Raw genomic sequence first — 17,981 nt, 5'->3', positions numbered from 1 at the left:
GACGACTTTTTGCGCACACTGCGCAACCCAACGGCTCAACGTGTCGTGCACATCGCCAACTCCGGCGCGAATCAGGCGCTCGATGGTGGTCGGCGCGCTATGCTCGGAGCGCGTCACGGAATCAGGTGATATCCATCAGGGAACGGCCGATGTCCGACGGGATGATACTGAACACGTCCGCGGCCCGCGGCGTGTAACGCTTGATACACATACCTCGGTCGATAAACACCGTAGCGATGTCGGTAGAGGCAATCAGGTTCTGCAGGTCGTCATTGACCTTGCTGGTCTCCTCCACTTTCACCTTCAGCTCGTAATTGACGGCGATCAACTCCTCGTTCATCGACTGGAGCTCTTCCTTGCTGGTCTCCAGCTCTTCCGTAGCCGAGCGCAACTCCTCGTTGATCGACTGCAGCTCCTCATTGGAGGCCTTCAGCTCATCGCTCGACGTTTCGGACTGCTCCACCGTCATCTGCAGCTGCTCGCGCGTACGCCGCAGCTCGTCTTCCAGTTGCAGCACCAGCGGATCGTCCGCCGATATGTGCAACAGCGGCGAGCCCGACGTGTCCTCCACCTCGTGGAACATCACCAGGAACAGGACCATCTCAGTGTCCGGCATGGTTACTGGACGCACCGACAGCACGACCTGATAACGATGGCTGTCGCGCATCAGCATTGCCGGCTGCGATTCCACCAGCCGTCCCTCCTGGGCCGCCCGGAAAACGGTGGTGCACAGAGCCAGCTGAAGCTCCGGCACGATCAAGGCCTGCAGGTCCGCCGAAGGCGCGCCACCTACGTGCCGCAGATATGGCGCCGCAGAGTGGGTCATGTGCAGGATCGTGCAGCCGCTACCCAGCAGGATGCTCGGCGGTGCGAAATGTCCCAGCAGCTGCAGATGGAAATCGGCCAGTTTGCTGTTCTGCTTGCATGCGGCCAAACCGCGCTGCTCGAGCTGACGAGGCCCGCCCCCCGGCGTAGCCGCGGTACCAATGCGCGAAATGCTGCGGGCTACTTCCGTGGCGCGATAGATGCGGTGTTTCTTATCGACCACGCTGAACAGGCCCGGCGCGGCATCCGCCGATTCGGAACTTCCCAGGAATAGGAAACCGCCTGGCCGTAGGGCGAAGTGGAAGATCTCCAGCACGTCGCGCTGCACTTCGCGGTTGAGGTAGATCAGCAGGTTGCGGCAGGCGATCAGGTCGAGCTTGGAGAACGGCGGATCGCGCAGGATGTTGTGGTGGGCGAACAGCACTCGCTCGCGCACGCCCTTCTGCACCCGCAGATGATCGCCACCTTCCTTGACGAAATAGCGATTGATGTGGGGCGCCGGCACGTCCGAAGTGATGGCTGCGGAATACACCGCCACGCGAGCCTGGTTGATCGCCGCAGCGTCGATGTCGGTGGCAAACACCTGCACGCCCGGCATCAGGCGGTTTTTGGAGGCTTCCTCGCTGAGCATGATTGCCAGTGAATAGGCCTCTTCGCCGGTGGCGCAGCCTGCCGACCAGGCACGCACCGTGGCGGCGCTGTCCCTGTCCAGGAACAACTGCGGGATCACCAGCTTTTCCAGCGCCTCGAACGCCTCACGATCGCGGAAGAAATTGGTGACACTGATCAGCAGATCCTGCAGCAGCGCCGGGCGCTCCAATGGTGTCGCATCCAGAAAATCCCGATAGGCCGGCAGGTCGTCGATATTGTTGACCTGCATGCGCCGCTCGATCCGACGCAGGATGGTGGCGCGCTTGTAATGTCGAAAATCGTGACCGGTGTGGCTGCGCAGTATCGCGAGGATCTCCTGCACCGCGACAAGGGCGAGTTGATCGGCCGTCCGCTGCGCCTCGTGTCCGGCGGGAGCCATTTCCCCGTCGTTCGCCGGCAGCTGGATCCGTCGCGCGTTGTTTGCCAGGGCCAGCATGCGCGCGGCCATTTCCGGCGCCGGCAGCACCGCATCGACCACGCCCGTGGCGATGGCGGCACGCGGCATCTCGCCGAACTCGGCGTCGTCCGGGCTCTGCGCAAACGTGATGCCGCCGAACTCGCGCACCCGCGCCAGGCCGGAGGCGCCGTCCGCGCCGGTACCGGAAAGCACCACGGCCACGGCACGACCCCGATGCACCTGGGCCAGCGTGCGAAAGAAGAAGTCGATTGCCACCTGGCGCCCCCGCGGACGTACCGCCTCGGTCAAGCGCAGATAGCCATCGTCCATCGACAGCTGCTGGCGCGGCGAGATCACGTACACGTGGTTCTTTTCCAGCGGCACCGGCGAGCGCACCTGCAGCACCGGCATTTTCACGTTGCGCTGGAGGATCTTGTCCACCTGGCTCTCGTGCCGCGACGACAGGTGCAGCACCACCACGAAAGCCATGCCCGGGTTCTTCGGGAACTCCTGCAGCAGGCGCTCCACCGCGGCGATGCCGCCGGTGGAGGCGCCGATGCCCACCACCGGGAAATCGAGATGACTGGCGACCAGCTTGCCGGTTTCTTCAGGATCGGAGGACATGGGCCGCTCGCATCGGTTGCTGCACGTACGCCCTGCAGGCGCCACGCCGCGGGGTGCCATCGAGGACGAAGCCCCGATGGTATCGCGCTGGCTACTGAATCGGCCATGGCGGAAGCGCCCTCAGCTTGTGGATGAGCTGGTTGACGAGGTCCGCACCGCGGCTTGATCGGGTGCCGCCGATCCTGCACTGCCCTACGTCGAGGAGCTGCGATGCTCACGCCCAGCCGCTGGCCCAGGTGGAACATATCGTCGCCGCCGCGCGGGGCCGCCCACCATCCCGATGCCACGACACTCTCCGCCGCTGCCTCCTATCCGGCGCAGCACGGTCATCGACGCCGGCTGCTGTGCTTTCTCGTCGACGCCGTAGGCCAGCCGGCGAACCATCGCCACGTCGCCTACCGTTGCCTGGCCGAGCGCATCGCTCAGCTGATGCAGATGGAGTTCGTCGGCGATCGCGATCTGGCCGGCAGCCAGCCCGGGCGCTCGGTATACGTGGTGCCGCACGACACCATCGAGCGCGGCACAGCTGACCGCTGGCGGATCCACCAGCGCCATCACCTGTTCGGTGGCGTGGTGCCGCACGCGTTCGTTGCCAGCAAGGCGATCGTCCACCCGCGCATATCGGCCGATGCCGCGGTGCCTGCAGGGTGGAACGACGCGTTCGCCGAACAGGTGCGCCCGGTGGTGCTGGAGGGTTTCACCGCCTTCGACCGCGAGGGTCTGGCCGCCGCGGCGCGGCGCCTGCTGCAGACCGGGCCGGTGCGGCTGAAGGAGGCATTGGGTTCGGGCGGACGTTTGCAGCACGTGGTGGCCGATCACGCGGCGCTGCGCGAACAACTGGATCGGCTCGATCCAGCCACCCTGAGCCAGGGCGTGCTGGTGGAGCCGCAGTTGCAGTCGTACAGCACACTGAGCGTCGGCCAGGTGCATCTAGCCGGCATGCGCATGAGCTATTGCGGCGTCCAGCAAAACCTCACCCTGCCCTGCGGCACCAGCGCCTATGCGGGCTCGGAACTGTTTTGCGTGCGCGGCGGCATGAACGTGCTGCAGGAGGCCAGGCTGCCGCAACGAGTACGCCTGGCGATCACCCAGGCCTGGCATTTCCACCGCAGCGCGCAGCGCCACTTCCCGGGGCTGCTCATCTCGCGCGCCAACTACGACGTGATCGTCGGCACCACGGTCAACGGTGCCCCGCGTTCGGGCGTGCTGGAGCAGTCGTGGCGGATCGGTGGCGCGAGCGGCGCGGAGATCGAGGCGGTGCGGCTGCTGGCGGAAGATCCGCGCCGCACGCGAGCGGCCGTGCGCACGGTGGAGTGCTACGACGACAGTCCACCACCACCCGGCGCCTGGGTCATCTATCGGCGCGGCGCGGCCTCGGCAGACCCGAACGAACCGCAACTGAAATACGTGCAGGTGATGGACGATGTCATTGGATGGTGACCGGCTTCGTCTGCACATGCGCGACGGTGAGGTGGCCGGCACCTTGCTGGTTCCGGCCGCACTGCGCCCCGGCGTGCTGATGGTGCACGGCTGGGGCGGCAATCGACAGCAATACCTGGAGGTGGCCCACCCGCTCACCGCGCTGGGTTGCGTCTGCCTCACCTTCGACCTCACCGGGCACAGCGCCACCAGCGCACGCCGGCAGGACGTGACACGGCAGGAGAATCTAGACGACGTCACCGCCGCCTACGACTTTCTCGCCGCCCACCCGCAGGTGAAAGAGTCGGCAATCGCCGTCATCGGCAGCAGTTACGGTGGGTATCTGGCCGCGCTGCTCACCGCCATACGTCCTGTTGCGTGGTTGGCGTTGCGTGCGCCGGCGCTGTACCGCGACCGCGACTGGGACGCGCCCAAGCAGCAGCTGGCCAGACTGCAGGACCTGCCGCATTACCGCCGCACTGTGATTGCGCCGGAGGCCAACCGGGCGCTGCGGGCCTGCGCGTGTTTCCCGGGCGATGTGCTGATCGTCGAGTCCGAACGCGACACCATCGTGCCGCGCCCCACCCTCACCAGTTATCGGCGCGCATTTCGGGTGGCCCGGTCGCTTAACTACCGGATGATCGCCAACGCAAACCACGCGCTCTCCGACCATGACAGTCAGCGCGCCTACGCAGCGATCCTGATCGAGTGGATCAGCGCCCAGCTGCTGGACTCCGCCGCGCTGGGCCGTAATGCACCGCCACAGGCAGTGGAAGAACCCGAAGTAGTTTGACGTATCGTCACGCCGCCAATCGAAACCTGCCCATGCTGATCAAGCCCCACCTGCCTCGGGAACTGGTGGCCATCACCCGCGCCGTCGCCCATCTGGTGAAGCAGGGCTACCACGCCTGGCTGCACGCGCTCGGCCTCGAGCCCGGGCCAAACGCCGCGCGCATGTTTGCCGACACGATGACCGATGGCGGCCAGCACACCTACGAAAGCCTACGCCGTTCGGAGGTGGAGAAGGTGCTGCGGGACGAGTCGTGAGACTGCGCCCCGCAACGCCGCGGGAGACTACGCCCGCGGTCAGCACTCGGCGTCAGTGGCCGGCATTCTGCAGCGACTGCGCGTTCTGCAGGTGGGTCTCCAGCACCGGCAGTGTATCGCGGGCGAAGGAGCGCAGGTCGGCGTCGCGCCCCTGGCTGGCTTCCTTGCGATAGAGCTCGATGCCCTCCTGGTGGTCCTTGACCATGTAGTCGGCGAACGCGCGATCGAAGTCTGCTCCCTGCATCTGACGGAACTTCTGCGCGGTCTCGCCCTGATCCTGCGACGGCGGCGAGAGATCCAGGCCCTTGCGCTGGGCCAGCGCCTTCAGCTGCTGGTTCGCCTTGCTGTGGTCCTGCACGAGGCGCTGCCCGAATTGGCGCGTGGCGTCAGAGTGACCGTTGTCGGTGGCGATCTTGCCCAGCGCGATCTCCTTGGCGTTGTCCTCGCTGGCCTTGCGGGCAAAGGTGAAATCCTCGCCGGAAAGCGGCTGCCGCATCGTCGACAGCGGCTGCGAGCGGTCCGGCGGTGCCGGCATGTTGCCGGGTGGCGTCGCGGGGGCGGTGGATTGGGCGATGGATGCCATCGGCAACAGCAGCGGAAGACAGGCGAGAGACAGTCGAATGGATGACATGGTGGACTCCTGCGGGGGCCGCCGGGGGCGACGAAGAGGAAAGCGCGGCCATCGGCAGCCACGCCATCGCCACTATCCGTCACCGCATGCGAAGTGGGTGGTGGCGTGCGGTCAACGGGCTCATCCATGTCGGGCACGTGCTGCGTGCGTGGTCGATTCTTCATCGTCGGTTGACTGCATCGTCGCAATGGCAACCTTAGCGTTGCCGGGCATCCGTCGCCTGCCGCGACGTCCTACCTGGAGTGGTCCATGCTTGCGCTCACCTATCACGGTCGGCGGGATGTCCGCGTCGAAAACGTGCCCGATCCGGGACTGCAGCAGCCGGACGACATCGTGCTGCGGGTCACCGCAACGGCGATCTGTGGCTCGGACCTGCACCTGTACCGGGGCAAGATTCCCGCCATGCAGGACGGCGACATCCTCGGCCACGAGTTCATGGGTGTGGTCGAAGAGTGCGGCCCCGGCGTGGCCCGGGTGAAGAAAGGCGATCGCGTGGTGATCCCGTTCGTCATCGCCTGCGGCGACTGCTTTTTTTGCGCTCAGCAGCAATACGCCGCCTGCGAGACGACCAACCCGGACCGCGGCTCGCTGCTGATGCAGCGCAAGCACATCACGCCGCCGGCGGCGCTGTTCGGCTACTCGCACCTGTATGGTGGTGTGCCCGGTGGGCAGGCCGAGCTGGTGCGCGTGCCCAAGGCGAATGTGGGGCCGTTTCCGGTGCCCGGCAGCCTCAGCGATGAACGCGTGCTGTTTCTCAGCGACATCCTGCCGACTGGTTACCAGGCGGTGGAATCGGCCGGTGTCGGCCGCGGCTCCACGGTCGCCATCTTCGGAGCCGGTCCGGTCGGCATGATGACCGCGGCGTCGGCGCGCCTGCTGGGTGCCGAGCGCATCTTCATGATCGACCAGGCGGACTACCGGCTGGCCTTCGCCCAGCAGGCCTACGGCATCGAGCCGATAGATTTCTCCGAATGCGAACCCAGCGAGCGCATTCTCGAACTCACCGGCGGCCGCGGGGTAGATGCGTCCATCGACGCGGTGGGCTTCGAGGCCAAGGGCAGCGCCACCGAGACGGCGCTAACCGCGCTGAAGGTGGAAACCAGCAGCGGCGCCAGCCTGCGCCAGTGCATCGCGGTGACGCGCCGCGGCGGCAGCGTGTCTATTCCCGGCGTCTACGCCGGCTATCTGCATGCATTCATGCTGGGCGACGCGTTCGACAAGGGCCTGCGCTTCAGCATGGGGCAGACGCACGTGCAGCGCTACCTGCCCCGCCTGCTGGAGCACGTGGAGAACGGTGAGCTGCAACCGGAAGTGATCATCTCCCATCGCATGAAGCTGGCCGACGCGGCACGCGGCTACGAGATGTTTGAAGCGATGCAGGACGAGTGCCGCAAAGTAGTCCTGACGCCCTGACCGCTGTGACGCGCGAGGACGTCGACCTCACCGAGCCGCTGCTGCTGTACGTGCTCGTGCCGCTGTGGCTGGTCGCCGGCTTCGCCGACTGGCTGTGCCATCGGCGTGCCTGCTTGGCCAGCACCAGCGGACCGAAGGAGTCGCTGTTGCACCTGCTGATGTTCGCCGAGGTCGGAGTGCCGCTGCTGGCCGCGTTGCTGCTTGAGGTCAACAGCGGCTGGTTTGTGCTGGCGATCGTGGCTTTTTTCGCGCACGAAGCGACCGCGCTGTGGGACGTGAGCTATGCCACGCGCACGCGCTGGGTCGGCCCGGTGGAGCAACACGTGCATAGCTTCCTGGAGATGATCCCGCTGATGGGCATCCTGCTGATGGCAGTGCGCCACAGCGACGCGCTGCTCGCGCTGATCGGCCTTGGCACTGAGCCGGCGCAGTTCGCCCTGCAGTGGAAAAATCCGCCGTTGCCTCCGGCTTACCTGGGCTGCCTGCTGGCGGCGATCGTCTGGCTGGAACTGCTGCCCTACATGCAGGAGCTGTGGCGCGGACTTCGACGCTACTGGACGTGAGCGGACCGCACCACGCTCAGCTCACACCACGACCATGCGGCCGCATTCAAGGTGCTCAACTGTTCTCCCCACGAGACCCCAGCCATGGCCACGGATACACTGCCCACGAGTGAACAAGCCTGCGTGCACGAGGCGATGTCGCGCCTGCGTCATGCCTGCTACGACCGCGTGTTGGCGATCGGCCCGCCACCGCGCGAGCTTCGGCAACTGCTGGCGCAGCGCTGCGCCAGTATCGTCTCGGCTAGCGAAAACACGGGCGATGGCATCGATCTGCGGCGCACACCCCGCGTCGATGGCGCAGCCAGCGGTGGCACCTTCGGCCTGGTGGTGATCGCCGATGCGCTGCATGCGTTGGAGCCGCGTGATATCGACGCGCTGGCGCACATGCTGTCGCGCTGTACCGAGCCCGGTACTGAATACCTCGCGCTGCACGCGAGCAAACTGCACGGCCCGGCCGGGTCGAGCGAGGACGCCGTCGACACCTTCATCGACTCCATCGGGGCGCATTCGGTCGCCCGCCGCCGCAGCGGCGGGTATCGGCTCGATCACTGGACGGTGGACTGAATCCCGTGGCCCTGCGCCGGGCGTGAGCGCAGGGCCGCCAGCGTCTTGTGCAAGCACGACGTGACGGTGTCGGCTTCGGCCGTGCGCTTGCACACGCGGCTGTCGGTCTCCGGACATCCGGCAATATCGAAGCCGGTGGAACGGATCATCGCGTCCAAAGCCGCGGGATTGGGTATCCACCAGTTGCTGGGGTCGCCGGCCAGTTCCCCCTCGACGAACGCCATCCGCGGCCAGCCCTCGCCCGTAAGCTGCGGCAGGCCCTGGTAACCCGGATCGTGCAGCGGCATACCGGCCGTCGGTCCGGGCATGCACAGGCTTTGCACCACCAGCGTGTCGCGGCACACCGAGGCGGCCAGCTCCAGCCCGAGCAACGGATGGCGCAGGTGATACATCACGCCCAGGAACAGCACCACGTCGAACTGTCGACGCATGCCGGCGAGATCGTAGACGTCCGCGCGTTCCAGCGCGATGCGTCGCGACAGCCCGAACTGGCGCACCAGCCACTCAGCCTGGGCGAGGTAGTGCGGATCGTGATCCACCGCCATCACGCGCGCGCCGCGGCGCGCCAGCTCAATGCTGTAGAACCCGGCATTGCAGCCGATGTCCAGCACTTCCATGCCATTCATGTCCTCCGGCAGCAGCGGCGCCAGCGCATTCCACTTGCAGGCGGGAAAATCGCCCAGCGGGTGGTCCGGTGCGGTCTGGCTGCCGTCGGGTAGACGCACGTTGTGGAACCACGGCCCGAGCGCGCGAATGTGCTGTGTGAGCGGACCTGCAGGGTTACCCGTGGACTGCAGCGTACGCAGGGTACTCATCGTTGCGTCTCCGTCATCGGTATCCGTTGGCGCGGCTGCCGCCGTGGAACTTTGGCGAGCATGTTCATCAGTTGCTGTGCCCGATGCGCTGCGGTGTGCTCGGCCATCACCCGTTCGCGGACGCGGGCGCCGATCGCCTGGCGCGTCCCCTCGTCAAGGTCGCGCAAGTAGCCCTGCACCTGCTCGGACGTGTCGGCGAACAGGATTGGATCGAGCAGCTCCTCCAGCCCCGCCCAGCGATCGGAGATGATCGGCACGCCGCACGCCGCCGCTTCGAACAGCCGCACGCTCGGTGACCATCCGGCGCGGATCATGTCGTCGCGGGTGACGTTGAGGGTGAAACGCTGCTGGTTGTAGAACGCGCGGTGCTCGTCCGGCGGCACGTGCTCGCGCCGCTCGACGTTGCCCGGCCAGGCGATGGTCTCCGGATACATCGGCCCGGCGACGGTGAAGCGGCGCGCCGGCTCACGGCGCGCCGGCTCAAGCAGCAGGCTCTCCAGGCGCGGCTGGCGGTCGGGGCTGTAAGTACCCAGGTAGCCCAGGTCCCAGCGCGTCGGCTGAGGCTGCGGGTAGTACAGCGCCGGATCGAAGGAGCAGTACAGAGCGTGTGCCTCCGGAGCGCCCAGGTCATGCTCCAGGTGTTGCAGGGTCGGCCCACCGGTGAAGGAGAGATACAGCTGGTAGCCGTGGATCAATGCCGGCGACAGGTAATCGCAGGCGCCGCGAGCCAGCGCCGCGAGCGTCAGCGGCGTATCGATGTCGTAGAACGCGGTGCGGCCGCGTGCATGCTCCAGCACCCACTCGCCAACCTCGATGCCGTCGGGCACGTAGGAGCCCACGATCACCGCATCGGCCTGTTCCACCAGCGGCCGGAAGCGCACGCGCAGATCGGTGAGATCGCGATAAAGCCAGGTGCGGCCGTAGGGCGGATGCGGCAGGTCGCGATGGGCCGCGTACCACGGCACGTCGCGCTCGAGGAAGGTAACCCGGTGGCCGAGCGCGGCCAATTCGCGCACCAGGCCACGGAAGGTGGTGGCGTGGCCGTTGCCCCACGACGAGGTGATGGACAAACCGAGAATGACGATATCCATGGCGCATGCTCAGGCGACCGCCGCGGTGGGCGCGGCGGCGCGTCCTTCGAGCAGCGCTTCGAGCTGTGCGACACGATGGGCATAGGTATGCTCGGCGCGCACCCGCTCCAGCGCCGCACGACCGATCGACGTGGCGCGCTCGGCGGTCAATGCATCGAGATGCTCGGCCACCTCGTCGCCGTTGCGCGCTACCAGCACTTCACTGCCCGGCTCCAGGAAGAACTCGACGCCTTCCCATTGATCGGTGATCAGGCAGGCGCCGGCGCCCGCCGCCTCGAACACCCGCGTGGCCGGGGAGTAGCCGTAGCGGGCCATGGAATCGCGGCTGATGTTGAGCACGGCGCGTGGGGTGCTGTTGAACGCGTTATGGTCACGCGTGTAGACATGGCCGATGTGATGCACGTTCGACGTCAGTCCGCAGCTTTCCCAGCCGCTGCCACCGAGCAGGAAGCGGCTGTCCGGACGGCGCGCGGCCACGTCGATGAAGAACGCGCGCACGCGCTCCTCACGATCGGGCAGACGGTTGCCGAGGAATGCCAGATCGGCGGCGTAGGTGGGGTCGACCGGCACCGGGTAATGGGTGTGTGTGTCGAGCGCGTTGTAGATCGGCTCGCAGTGGCGCGCACCGAGCTTGCGATACGCGTTGACCACCGGATGGCCTCCACCGTAGGTGCATACCAGATCGAAGCGCGGAATGCGGCGGCGGAACGGATGGTGTGGATCGCGCGCCACCTCATCCAGCGTCGCCGGCGCATCGACATCCCAGAACACCGCCAGGTGCCCGGGCCGACGCAGGGCCAGCACGCCCTCTTCCAGTGCGGCGTCGAATATGCCGATCCCGCTGGTCTTGACGATGACGTCGGCGGCGGCGGCGTCCTCCAGCGCCCGCTCCATCGGCTCGGCCGAATCGATGCCGTAGACCACGCTGCGCGCCCAAGGTGGGTCGGCGATGTCGCGGTGCTGCTGCCGGCCGTAGGCATCCGGCTCGTAGAAGGTGATCTGGTGACCGAGCGCGTGCAGGTTGCGGATCAGGCCACGGTAGTAGGTGGCCGCTCCATTCCAGTAGGCCGACACCAGGCTGGAACCGAAAAAGGCGAATTTCATGCGCACTCCTTGACCCGTGTGACGGGCGCGATTTCACGATGGATGGAAAGCAGTTCGTCGACCCGGTGACGGCAGGTGTGCCGTCCCTGGATGGTGGCCAGCCCCTGCGTCGCGAGCTCTTCGCGCTGCGCCTCGTCGGCCAGCAGGTCGCGCAGGTGCCGGCGCATCTGCGCGCCGTCGCGCGCCACCAGAAAGTCACGCCCGGGCCGGAACAGGCCCTCGGCATCGGTCCATGGTGCGCTCACCAGCGGCAGGCCGCAGGCCAGCGCCTCGAACGGGCGGATAGTGGGGATGCCCGGCAGCATCCGCACGTACGGCGCGCGGGGCAAGTGCACCGTCACCCGATGCCGCGCGAACACCGCCGGAACATCAAAGTTGGCGAGCCAGCCGCGATAGGCCAGGCCGGCAGCGGCCACGGCCGCGCATGCCTCGTCGGGATAGCGCACGCCATGCACGTGGCCGCTCAGGGCCAGCGCGCGTGCGGGGTCGAGCAGGAATTCATGCAGCTCAGCCGTGCGCTCGCCGTCGCCCCAGTTGCCGATCCATACCAGGTCATGTTCGCGCTGCACCTCGGGCAGCGGGCGGAAGCGGCTCGTATCGGCCGCCTCGTGCCAGGTCCACGCGCGCTGGGTCCAGCCGTTGCGCAGGTACAGGTCACGGATCACCTCGCCGAAGGCCAGCACGCCGTCATAGTGCTCCAGGCGGTACTTCGCCATCACCCGCGGTTCGCTCACCGTGCGGTGATGAGTGTCGTGAAAGAGCAGTCGCCAGCCGGGGTTGGCGGCCCGCAGCCGGCCCATTTGCTCGACCAGCCGGGGGCTGTTCCACTCGTGCACCAGCACCAGGTGAGCACCGTCGGTTTGCGCGCTGAAATCTTCCTGCGCGGGATCGTAGAGATGGCTGGTAAGGCCCGGGTAGGCACGATGGAAGGCCTCCACCGGCGCCACGCCCTGCTCCGCCAGCAGGTTCTGCAGGCTCCAGCCGTCGGCCGGCTCGTAGACGTCCACCGTGTGGCCGCGCAGGAGCAACTCGTTGACCACGCCGCGCAGAAAATGCGCGTTGCCGTGGTTCCAGTCCGAAAGCAGCGAGTGGTAGAACATCACGATGCGCATGGCTGCAGCTCCCGTTGCTGTTGGAGGTCGCCGTACAGGCGCAGGTAGCTCTTGGCCATACCGCGTGCGCTGAAGCGCCGTGCGCGTGCCCGCGCATCGCGGCCGCGGCGGCGGCGCAGCTCGGGGTCGGCGATCAGCCGTTCGATCGCCTGACGAAATCCCCAACCGTCGTCCGGGTCGACGAACTCGGCAACGCCGGACCAGTTCTCGCGCAGCGAGGCGATGTCGCTGAGCACCAGTGCACAGCCGGCCAGCGCCGCCTCCAGCGCCGACAGCCCGAACGGCTCGTAGCGCGCGGGCAGCACGTAGATCGAGGCGTGCCCGTAAGCCTGGGCCATGGCCGCGCTGCCGAGCGTGCCAAGCAGGCGCACGCCGCGGCCGACGCCCCACCTCGGCAGCTGCCCGCCATCGGGATGGCGCACCTCGCCGGCCAGATGCAGCGGCCAGGACAGCGCCGAGACTTCGCACCGGATGAGCTCGATGTTCTTCGCCTCGTCCCACAGGCGACCGGCGCAGAACACGTAGGGGCGCTTGTACAGCGGCATCGCCACGTCGGGCTCGCGCCCGTTCGGGATCACCTCGACGCGCCTGAGCGGACCGTAGAAACGTTGCACGTCGGCCAGCATCGCCGCGCTCGGCGCGACCACCGCATCGGCGCCGCGCAGGCCGCGGGTTACCGAATCGCGGTAGCTCGTCCAGCTGTCATCGGGCAGCGCCTTGCGCACGTGCTGGAACCAGGAGAACACGCACGAGTGCGCCACCACCACACAGGGCACACCCCACGGCAGATGGCCGTGGCTGTAGTGGTTGAGGTGCACCACATCCGGTTGCCAGTCGCGCGCCAGCCCCAGCAGCCATTCGCCTGCTGCGGGCTGCCGCGCGGGTCCGCCGGGCGCCCACTCCAGCGGATAGTTGGCATGGGTCAGCACCAGGTGCGGGATGCGCGCCGCATTGCGCCGCTGCTCCGCGCTGGGCGCGGGTCCCAGCACCACCAGCAGCACGTCGGTGCCGTGCTCGGCAAGGCACGTGGCCATGTCCAGCGCGTATGTCCAGACGCCGCCGATCGCGTCGGTGCTCATCAGCAGACGCTGGAGGCGCACAATGCTTTTCCGGCAGTCACCACGGCGTGCGGCACCGGCGCATCTTGCTGGTCGGCCAGCCACTGGTACAGCCGATCGACGCCGTCACGGGCGTCGACCTGCGCATGCCAGCCCGTCTGGCTGGCGAAGCGGCGGGTATCGGAGACGTAGTAGCGCTGGTCGCCTGGACGCCAGGGCGCAAAATCGACCTGCGGCGCGCGCCCACCCTGCAGCTCACTGATCCACTTCAACAGCTGCAGCAGGCTGATCATGTTCGAGGGCCCGCCGCCGAGATTGAAGACCTCGCCGGACAGGCGGTCGATCTGCCGCGCCGCGGTGAGATATGCGTCGACAGCGTCCTCCACAAAGAGGATGTCGCGCACCTGCATGCCGTCGCCGTAGAGGGTGATCGGCTCGCCGCGCATGGCGCAGATCAGGAAATGCGCCACCCAGCCCTGGTCCTCCGTGCCGAACTGGTGCGGCCCGTAGATGCAGCTCATGCGGAACACCACCGCCGGCACACCCATGCAGCGCGCGTGGTCCAGCACGTACTGATCGGCACCGCCCTTGGAACAGCCGTAGGGGCTGTGAAAGTCCAACGGCCGCTGTTCGCCCACGCCGTGGGCGAGATATTGCGGATCCTGCGGCTCATAGCGATTGCCGCGAATGCGCAGCGGCACGTCTTCCAGCCCGCCGTAGACTTTGTTGGTGGAGGCGAAGATCACCGGCGGCACGTGGCGTTGTCGGCGTGCGGCATCGAGCAGGTTCACCGTGCCGCCCAGGTTCACCTCGAAGTCGTGCAGCGGATCGTCCAGGCTGGTGGTCACGGCTACCTGCCCGGCGAGATGGAAGATCCGCGAGGCACCATCGACGGCGTCGCGGATGCCGTGGCGATCGCGCACGTCGGCCGGAACGAACTCCACCCGGTCGCCATAGCGGTCAATCAGCCACTCCAGGTTGCGCTCCACGCCCGGGCGCGACAGATTGTCGATCACGCGCACGCGTTCGCCGTCCTCCAGCAGTCGCGCGGCGAGGTTGCAGCCGATGAAGCCGGCGCCGCCGGTAACTACCGTGTTCGCTCGACGAATAGGCGTACGTGCCGCCCAGGCCGACGCCTGCCGCACGCCATGCAGGCCACGCTCGGACCACAGGCGGTACAGCAGCTTCGGCTGGCCCGACGCGTTTTGGATGCCGAAGTGATAGTCGCGCTCGTCGTTGTGGAAGCCCGCTTGCGAGGCCTTGTGTGATGCCAGGTCGCGCAGCGCAAACCAGTACGCCCGCGCTACCGGCAAGGCTGCCACCTCCGCCGCCAGGCGCACCTGTTCGAACTCGTCATGCCGCCAGGTGGAATAGCCGGTTTCGGTGAGCCAGATCTCGCCATCGTGACGGTTCTCGCACAGCACCTCGGCAATGCGCTCGATGCGCGCGGCGAGCCGTTCGCCGGGCGTGTCGTAGCTGCCGGGAAAGCCGTGCACGCCGATAATGTCGATGTATTGCATCAGCCCGCGGTCGAACATCGTCTGCAGCCAGCCGGCGTCGATCGGTGCCATGCCGCCGAGCACGGTCCGCTTGCCACACCGGCGTGCCCAGTGCGCGGCGCCGCCGACCATGGCGCAGAACTTCGACCAGTCGCGGTCCAGGCCGTAGTTCCACTCCATCAGGTTGTTCGGCTCGTTCCACAGCTCCACCGTATCGAAGTGCTCGCCGTAGCGGGTGATGCAGTGGTCGATGAAATCGGCATAGGCGGTCAGCTCGCGCGGCGGCGCCGCCGTGGAAGGTGCCTCGCCCAGCGAGGGCGGCGTGTAGAGAAAGCACGGCAGCAGCTCGAAACGTTCGCCCAGGAACGGCAGCAGCCAGTCGAACCATGCTTCGCCGCCGTCAGCGTGGTAGTCGGCCCAGGAGACGCCAAAGCGCAGCCGGGATACGCCCAGCGCGCGCAGGTCGTCCGCCACCGCGATCACGCGATCGCGCTCGCCAAAGTGGAACCACTCGAGGATTCCCAGCGAATCCTCCGCCTTATCGATGTCGACCGTGGCCTTCATGACCTCTGCTCCCGGTTGCTGCGCGGTGGTTGCCATGCTCAGATCGTCAGCCCGCGGCGGCGTAGCTCCTGCGTCGCCTCCTGCGTGTGGTCGACGGCGGCGACGGTCGGCAGCCAGTCGGCCAGTTCCACCAGGCCGTCCTCGATCGCTACCCGCGGCGTAAAACCGAGCACATCGGTGGCTCGCCCGATGTCGGCGAAGCAATGGCGGATGTCACCGACGCGATAGCGCCCGGTGATCTCTGGGCTGACATCCATCTCCATCGCATGGCCGACGCGTTCGGCGATCTCGGCGATGCTGTAGGCGTGGCCGCTGCCGATGTTGAAGACCTGGCCGGCCGCCGAGCTCGAGTCATAGGCGAGCCGGCAGGCGCGGGCCACATCGTGCACATTGACGAAGTCACGCCGCTGCTGGCCGTCTTCGAAGATCGTCGGCTGGTTTCCGTTGAGCAGGCGTGAGGCGAAGATCGCCAGCACACCGGTGTACGGGTTGGACAGCGCCTGGCGCGGCCCGTAGACATTGAAGAAGCGCAGCGCCGTAGTGGGGATGCCGTAGGCCTCGCCGACCAGCAGGCACAAGCGCTCCTGGTCGAACTTGGACAGCGCGTACACCGAGGACAGGTCGGGCAGCTTGTCCTCATGGGTGGCGATCGGCTGCAGCGGTCGCCCGGCATCGTCGTGCAGTTCCCACTGCGCCTTCGCCAGTTGCGCCCGGCTGCGCCGGCGCCCGGGCACCTGTCGACCGTCGGCGTCGCGATACAGGCCTTCGCCATAGATGCTCATGCTCGAGGCCACCACCAGGCGTTGCACCGGGTGCGCCGACAAGGCCTCCATCAGCACCGCCGTGCCGAGATTGTTGACCGAGGTGTAGTCGGCGATCTGGTACATGCTCTGGCCCACGCCCACCGACGCGGCGAGGTGATAGACGCCGTGCACGCCAGCGATGGCGCGGTTGACAACGGCCGGGTCGCGGATGTCGCCGCGGATAAGTTCGACCGAAGGAGACAGGTACGCCGGTCGGTCGCGCGCTTCTCCATGCACCTGGGCGGTGAGGCAGTCGAGGATGCGTACGTGGTGGCCTTGCTCGAGCAGTTGGTCGGCCAGATGGGAGCCGATGAAACCGGCACCGCCGGTGATGAGGACGATGTTTCCCATGGTCGCTCCTTCGCGTCGTAGCAGGCGTGGCGGCGATGCCGTGCCAGCAGGGAGCAGCGAGACTGGAGCAGTGCTCGTCAATCGCGGGTGCAACCGGACCCATCCATACGCACATTCACAAAAAACGGATGAACGCCCAAACGGTTTGTGCAAGTGCCCGCTTACGGTCACTTCACTGCCATCCGATGCCGGCGTGGTCACCCTGCACCTGCGCGGCATCCCGCCGTTGCACATGCCTCCAAGAGCACCCGGGAGAGATTCATGGTCCAAGCCAAAGTCATTTCACTGGATCGGCCGGTGACGTCGACGGTATTGGTGGCCGGCGCCGCCGGCTTCGTCGGCTCGCACCTGGTCGACCGGCTGCTTGCGGAAGGTCATCATGTGATCGGCGTCGACAACCTGATCACCGGACGAGAGACCAACCTCGCCCATCTGGACGGGCACCCGCGGTTCCAGTTCGTGGCGCACGACGTGGTGAAGCCGTTCGAGCCGGCGCGCCGGCCGGACTGGATCATGCATCTGGCCAGCCCCGCCTCCCCGCCGAAGTACCAGCGCTGGCCGATCGAGACGATGGAGGTGAACAGCCTCGGTACGCATAACCTGTTGCGCCTGGCGCGGCGCAATCGATCGCGCTTTCTGCTGGCCAGCACCAGCGAGGTCTATGGTGATCCGCTGCAGCATCCGCAGCGCGAGCATTACTGGGGCAACTGCAACCCGAACGGCCTGCGCAGCGTGTACGACGAGGGCAAGCGCTATGCCGAGGCGGCGGTGATGGCATACCACCGCCTGCATGGCTTGTCGGTGCGCATCATCCGCATCTTCAACACCTACGGCCCGCGCATGGACCCGGGCGACGGTCGCATCGTGACCAACTTCATCCATCAGGCGCTGGCCGGCGAGCCGCTTACCGTCTTCGGCGACGGTTCACAGACGCGCAGCCTGCAGTACGTGTCCGACCTGGTCGAAGGCATCGTGCGCTACATGGATGTGGAGACGCCCGGTCCGGTGAACCTGGGCAACCCGGTGGAGCGCAGCGTGCGGGAGATCGCCCAAATGATCATCGCACTGACCGGCAGCGACTCCCGTATCGTTCTGCGCCCCTTGCCGGAGAATGATCCCAAGCGGCGGCGTCCGGACATCGCACTAGCTCGCCGTCTGCTGGGCTGGGAGCCGCAGGTGGCGCTGGAGGAGGGCTTGTCGCGCACCATCACCGCCGCCCGCGAGGCGATGCGGCAGCCGCTGCCAAGCCGCCGCCCGCTCGAGTCGCCCAGCCACTCGTTCGGCGCGACGACCAAGGTGCCGGGCTGAGAGGCTGTGAAAAATTCGACCGCCTACTGCGACCGCCGCCAAACGCCCGTGCCGGCGGCGCGCTGGGCGCACCTTGTCACGAACGCCTGGCGGCGCTCTCGCTACGGCGGTCGAATTTTTCACAGCCTCTGAGCCGGCGCCT

General features: G+C 67.1%; 16 protein-coding genes. 7 read left to right on the top strand and 9 right to left on the bottom strand.

Annotated features, from left to right (window positions below; translation table 11 throughout):
• Positions 1–121: 121 nt before the first annotated feature.
• Positions 122–2,497 carry a CheR family methyltransferase gene (locus ACO2Q2_RS16440; RefSeq protein WP_423257335.1) on the bottom strand — a complete coding sequence of 792 codons (2,376 nt, stop codon included), beginning with the start codon at positions 2,495–2,497 and terminating at the stop codon, positions 122–124.
• Between the two features lie 210 nt (positions 2,498–2,707).
• Here ACO2Q2_RS16440 and ACO2Q2_RS16435 point away from each other — a divergent pair, with 210 nt between their 5' ends.
• Genes ACO2Q2_RS16435 through ACO2Q2_RS16425 form a run of 3 tightly spaced genes read left to right on the top strand, consistent with a single transcriptional unit; the run spans position 2,708 to position 4,963 of the window.
• On the top strand, positions 2,708–3,937 hold the full coding sequence (locus tag ACO2Q2_RS16435; RefSeq protein ID WP_423257334.1) for a DUF3182 family protein: 1,230 nt from the start codon (positions 2,708–2,710) through the stop codon (positions 3,935–3,937).
• Positions 3,921–4,709, top strand: a complete 789-nt coding sequence (locus ACO2Q2_RS16430; RefSeq protein WP_423257333.1) for an alpha/beta hydrolase family protein — start codon at positions 3,921–3,923, stop codon at positions 4,707–4,709. The genes ACO2Q2_RS16435 and ACO2Q2_RS16430 overlap by 17 nt, the downstream gene beginning before the upstream one ends.
• 32 nt (positions 4,710–4,741) lie before the next feature.
• Entirely contained in the window at positions 4,742–4,963 is a 222-nt protein-coding gene (locus ACO2Q2_RS16425) for a hypothetical protein (RefSeq protein ID WP_423257332.1), read from the top strand.
• A 52-nt stretch (positions 4,964–5,015) separates the two neighbouring features.
• Here ACO2Q2_RS16425 and ACO2Q2_RS16420 read toward each other — a convergent pair whose 3' ends face one another.
• Positions 5,016–5,594, bottom strand: a complete 579-nt coding sequence (locus ACO2Q2_RS16420; protein WP_423257331.1) for a DUF4142 domain-containing protein — start codon at positions 5,592–5,594, stop codon at positions 5,016–5,018.
• A gap of 249 nt (positions 5,595–5,843) precedes the next feature.
• On the opposite strand from ACO2Q2_RS16420, the gene ACO2Q2_RS16415 reads away from it, so the two are divergent.
• The 3 genes from ACO2Q2_RS16415 (at position 5,844) to ACO2Q2_RS16405 (ending at position 8,134) form a co-directional block, all read left to right on the top strand.
• Entirely contained in the window at positions 5,844–7,007 is a 1,164-nt protein-coding gene (locus ACO2Q2_RS16415) for a zinc-dependent alcohol dehydrogenase (RefSeq protein WP_423257330.1), read from the top strand.
• Between the two features lie 5 nt (positions 7,008–7,012).
• Complete coding sequence (locus tag ACO2Q2_RS16410) at positions 7,013–7,570, top strand: hypothetical protein (protein ID WP_423257329.1); 558 nt, start codon at positions 7,013–7,015, stop codon at positions 7,568–7,570.
• Between the two features lie 135 nt (positions 7,571–7,705).
• Positions 7,706–8,134 carry a hypothetical protein gene (locus ACO2Q2_RS16405; RefSeq protein ID WP_423257328.1) on the top strand — a complete coding sequence of 143 codons (429 nt, stop codon included), beginning with the start codon at positions 7,706–7,708 and terminating at the stop codon, positions 8,132–8,134.
• Here the strand turns inward: ACO2Q2_RS16405 and ACO2Q2_RS16400 are convergent.
• From ACO2Q2_RS16400 to ACO2Q2_RS16370, 7 genes are read right to left on the bottom strand one after another with little or no spacing between them, the layout of a single operon-like run.
• Complete coding sequence (locus ACO2Q2_RS16400) at positions 8,116–8,949, bottom strand: methyltransferase domain-containing protein (protein ID WP_423257327.1); 834 nt, start codon at positions 8,947–8,949, stop codon at positions 8,116–8,118. The two genes, ACO2Q2_RS16405 and ACO2Q2_RS16400, sit on opposite strands and share 19 nt — an antisense overlap.
• Positions 8,946–10,040: a CgeB family protein gene (locus ACO2Q2_RS16395; protein ID WP_423257326.1), complete on the bottom strand. Its 1,095-nt coding sequence runs from the start codon at positions 10,038–10,040 to the stop codon at positions 8,946–8,948. The genes ACO2Q2_RS16400 and ACO2Q2_RS16395 overlap by 4 nt, the downstream gene beginning before the upstream one ends.
• A 9-nt stretch (positions 10,041–10,049) precedes the next feature.
• A complete protein-coding gene (locus ACO2Q2_RS16390; protein ID WP_423257325.1) occupies positions 10,050–11,144 on the bottom strand; it encodes a CgeB family protein in 1,095 nt (364 codons plus the stop codon).
• On the bottom strand, positions 11,141–12,256 hold the full coding sequence (locus ACO2Q2_RS16385; RefSeq protein ID WP_423257324.1) for a CgeB family protein: 1,116 nt from the start codon (positions 12,254–12,256) through the stop codon (positions 11,141–11,143). The genes ACO2Q2_RS16390 and ACO2Q2_RS16385 overlap by 4 nt, the downstream gene beginning before the upstream one ends.
• Positions 12,244–13,356: a glycosyltransferase family 4 protein gene (locus tag ACO2Q2_RS16380; RefSeq protein WP_423257323.1), complete on the bottom strand. Its 1,113-nt coding sequence runs from the start codon at positions 13,354–13,356 to the stop codon at positions 12,244–12,246. The genes ACO2Q2_RS16385 and ACO2Q2_RS16380 overlap by 13 nt, the downstream gene beginning before the upstream one ends.
• Positions 13,335–15,377 (bottom strand): NAD-dependent epimerase/dehydratase family protein, encoded by a 2,043-nt coding sequence (locus ACO2Q2_RS16375; RefSeq protein WP_423257322.1) that lies wholly within the window; start codon positions 15,375–15,377, stop codon positions 13,335–13,337. Before ACO2Q2_RS16375 ends, ACO2Q2_RS16380 begins: the two co-directional genes overlap by 22 nt.
• A gap of 38 nt (positions 15,378–15,415) precedes the next feature.
• A complete protein-coding gene (locus ACO2Q2_RS16370) occupies positions 15,416–16,531 on the bottom strand; it encodes an NAD-dependent epimerase/dehydratase family protein (protein WP_423257321.1) in 1,116 nt (371 codons plus the stop codon).
• Between the two features lie 261 nt (positions 16,532–16,792).
• On the opposite strand from ACO2Q2_RS16370, the gene ACO2Q2_RS16365 reads away from it, so the two are divergent.
• Positions 16,793–17,839 carry a UDP-glucuronic acid decarboxylase family protein gene (locus ACO2Q2_RS16365; RefSeq protein WP_423257320.1) on the top strand — a complete coding sequence of 349 codons (1,047 nt, stop codon included), beginning with the start codon at positions 16,793–16,795 and terminating at the stop codon, positions 17,837–17,839.
• Positions 17,840–17,981: the final 142 nt, after the last annotated feature.

It is taken from the genome of Dyella sp. KRB-257 (assembly GCF_049445995.1).
In the GTDB taxonomy this organism is placed as follows: Bacteria; Pseudomonadota; Gammaproteobacteria; order Xanthomonadales; family Rhodanobacteraceae; genus Dyella_A.
The sequence above is the reverse complement of the archived record's forward strand: the minus strand, read 5'-3'. Positions and strand labels throughout refer to the sequence as shown.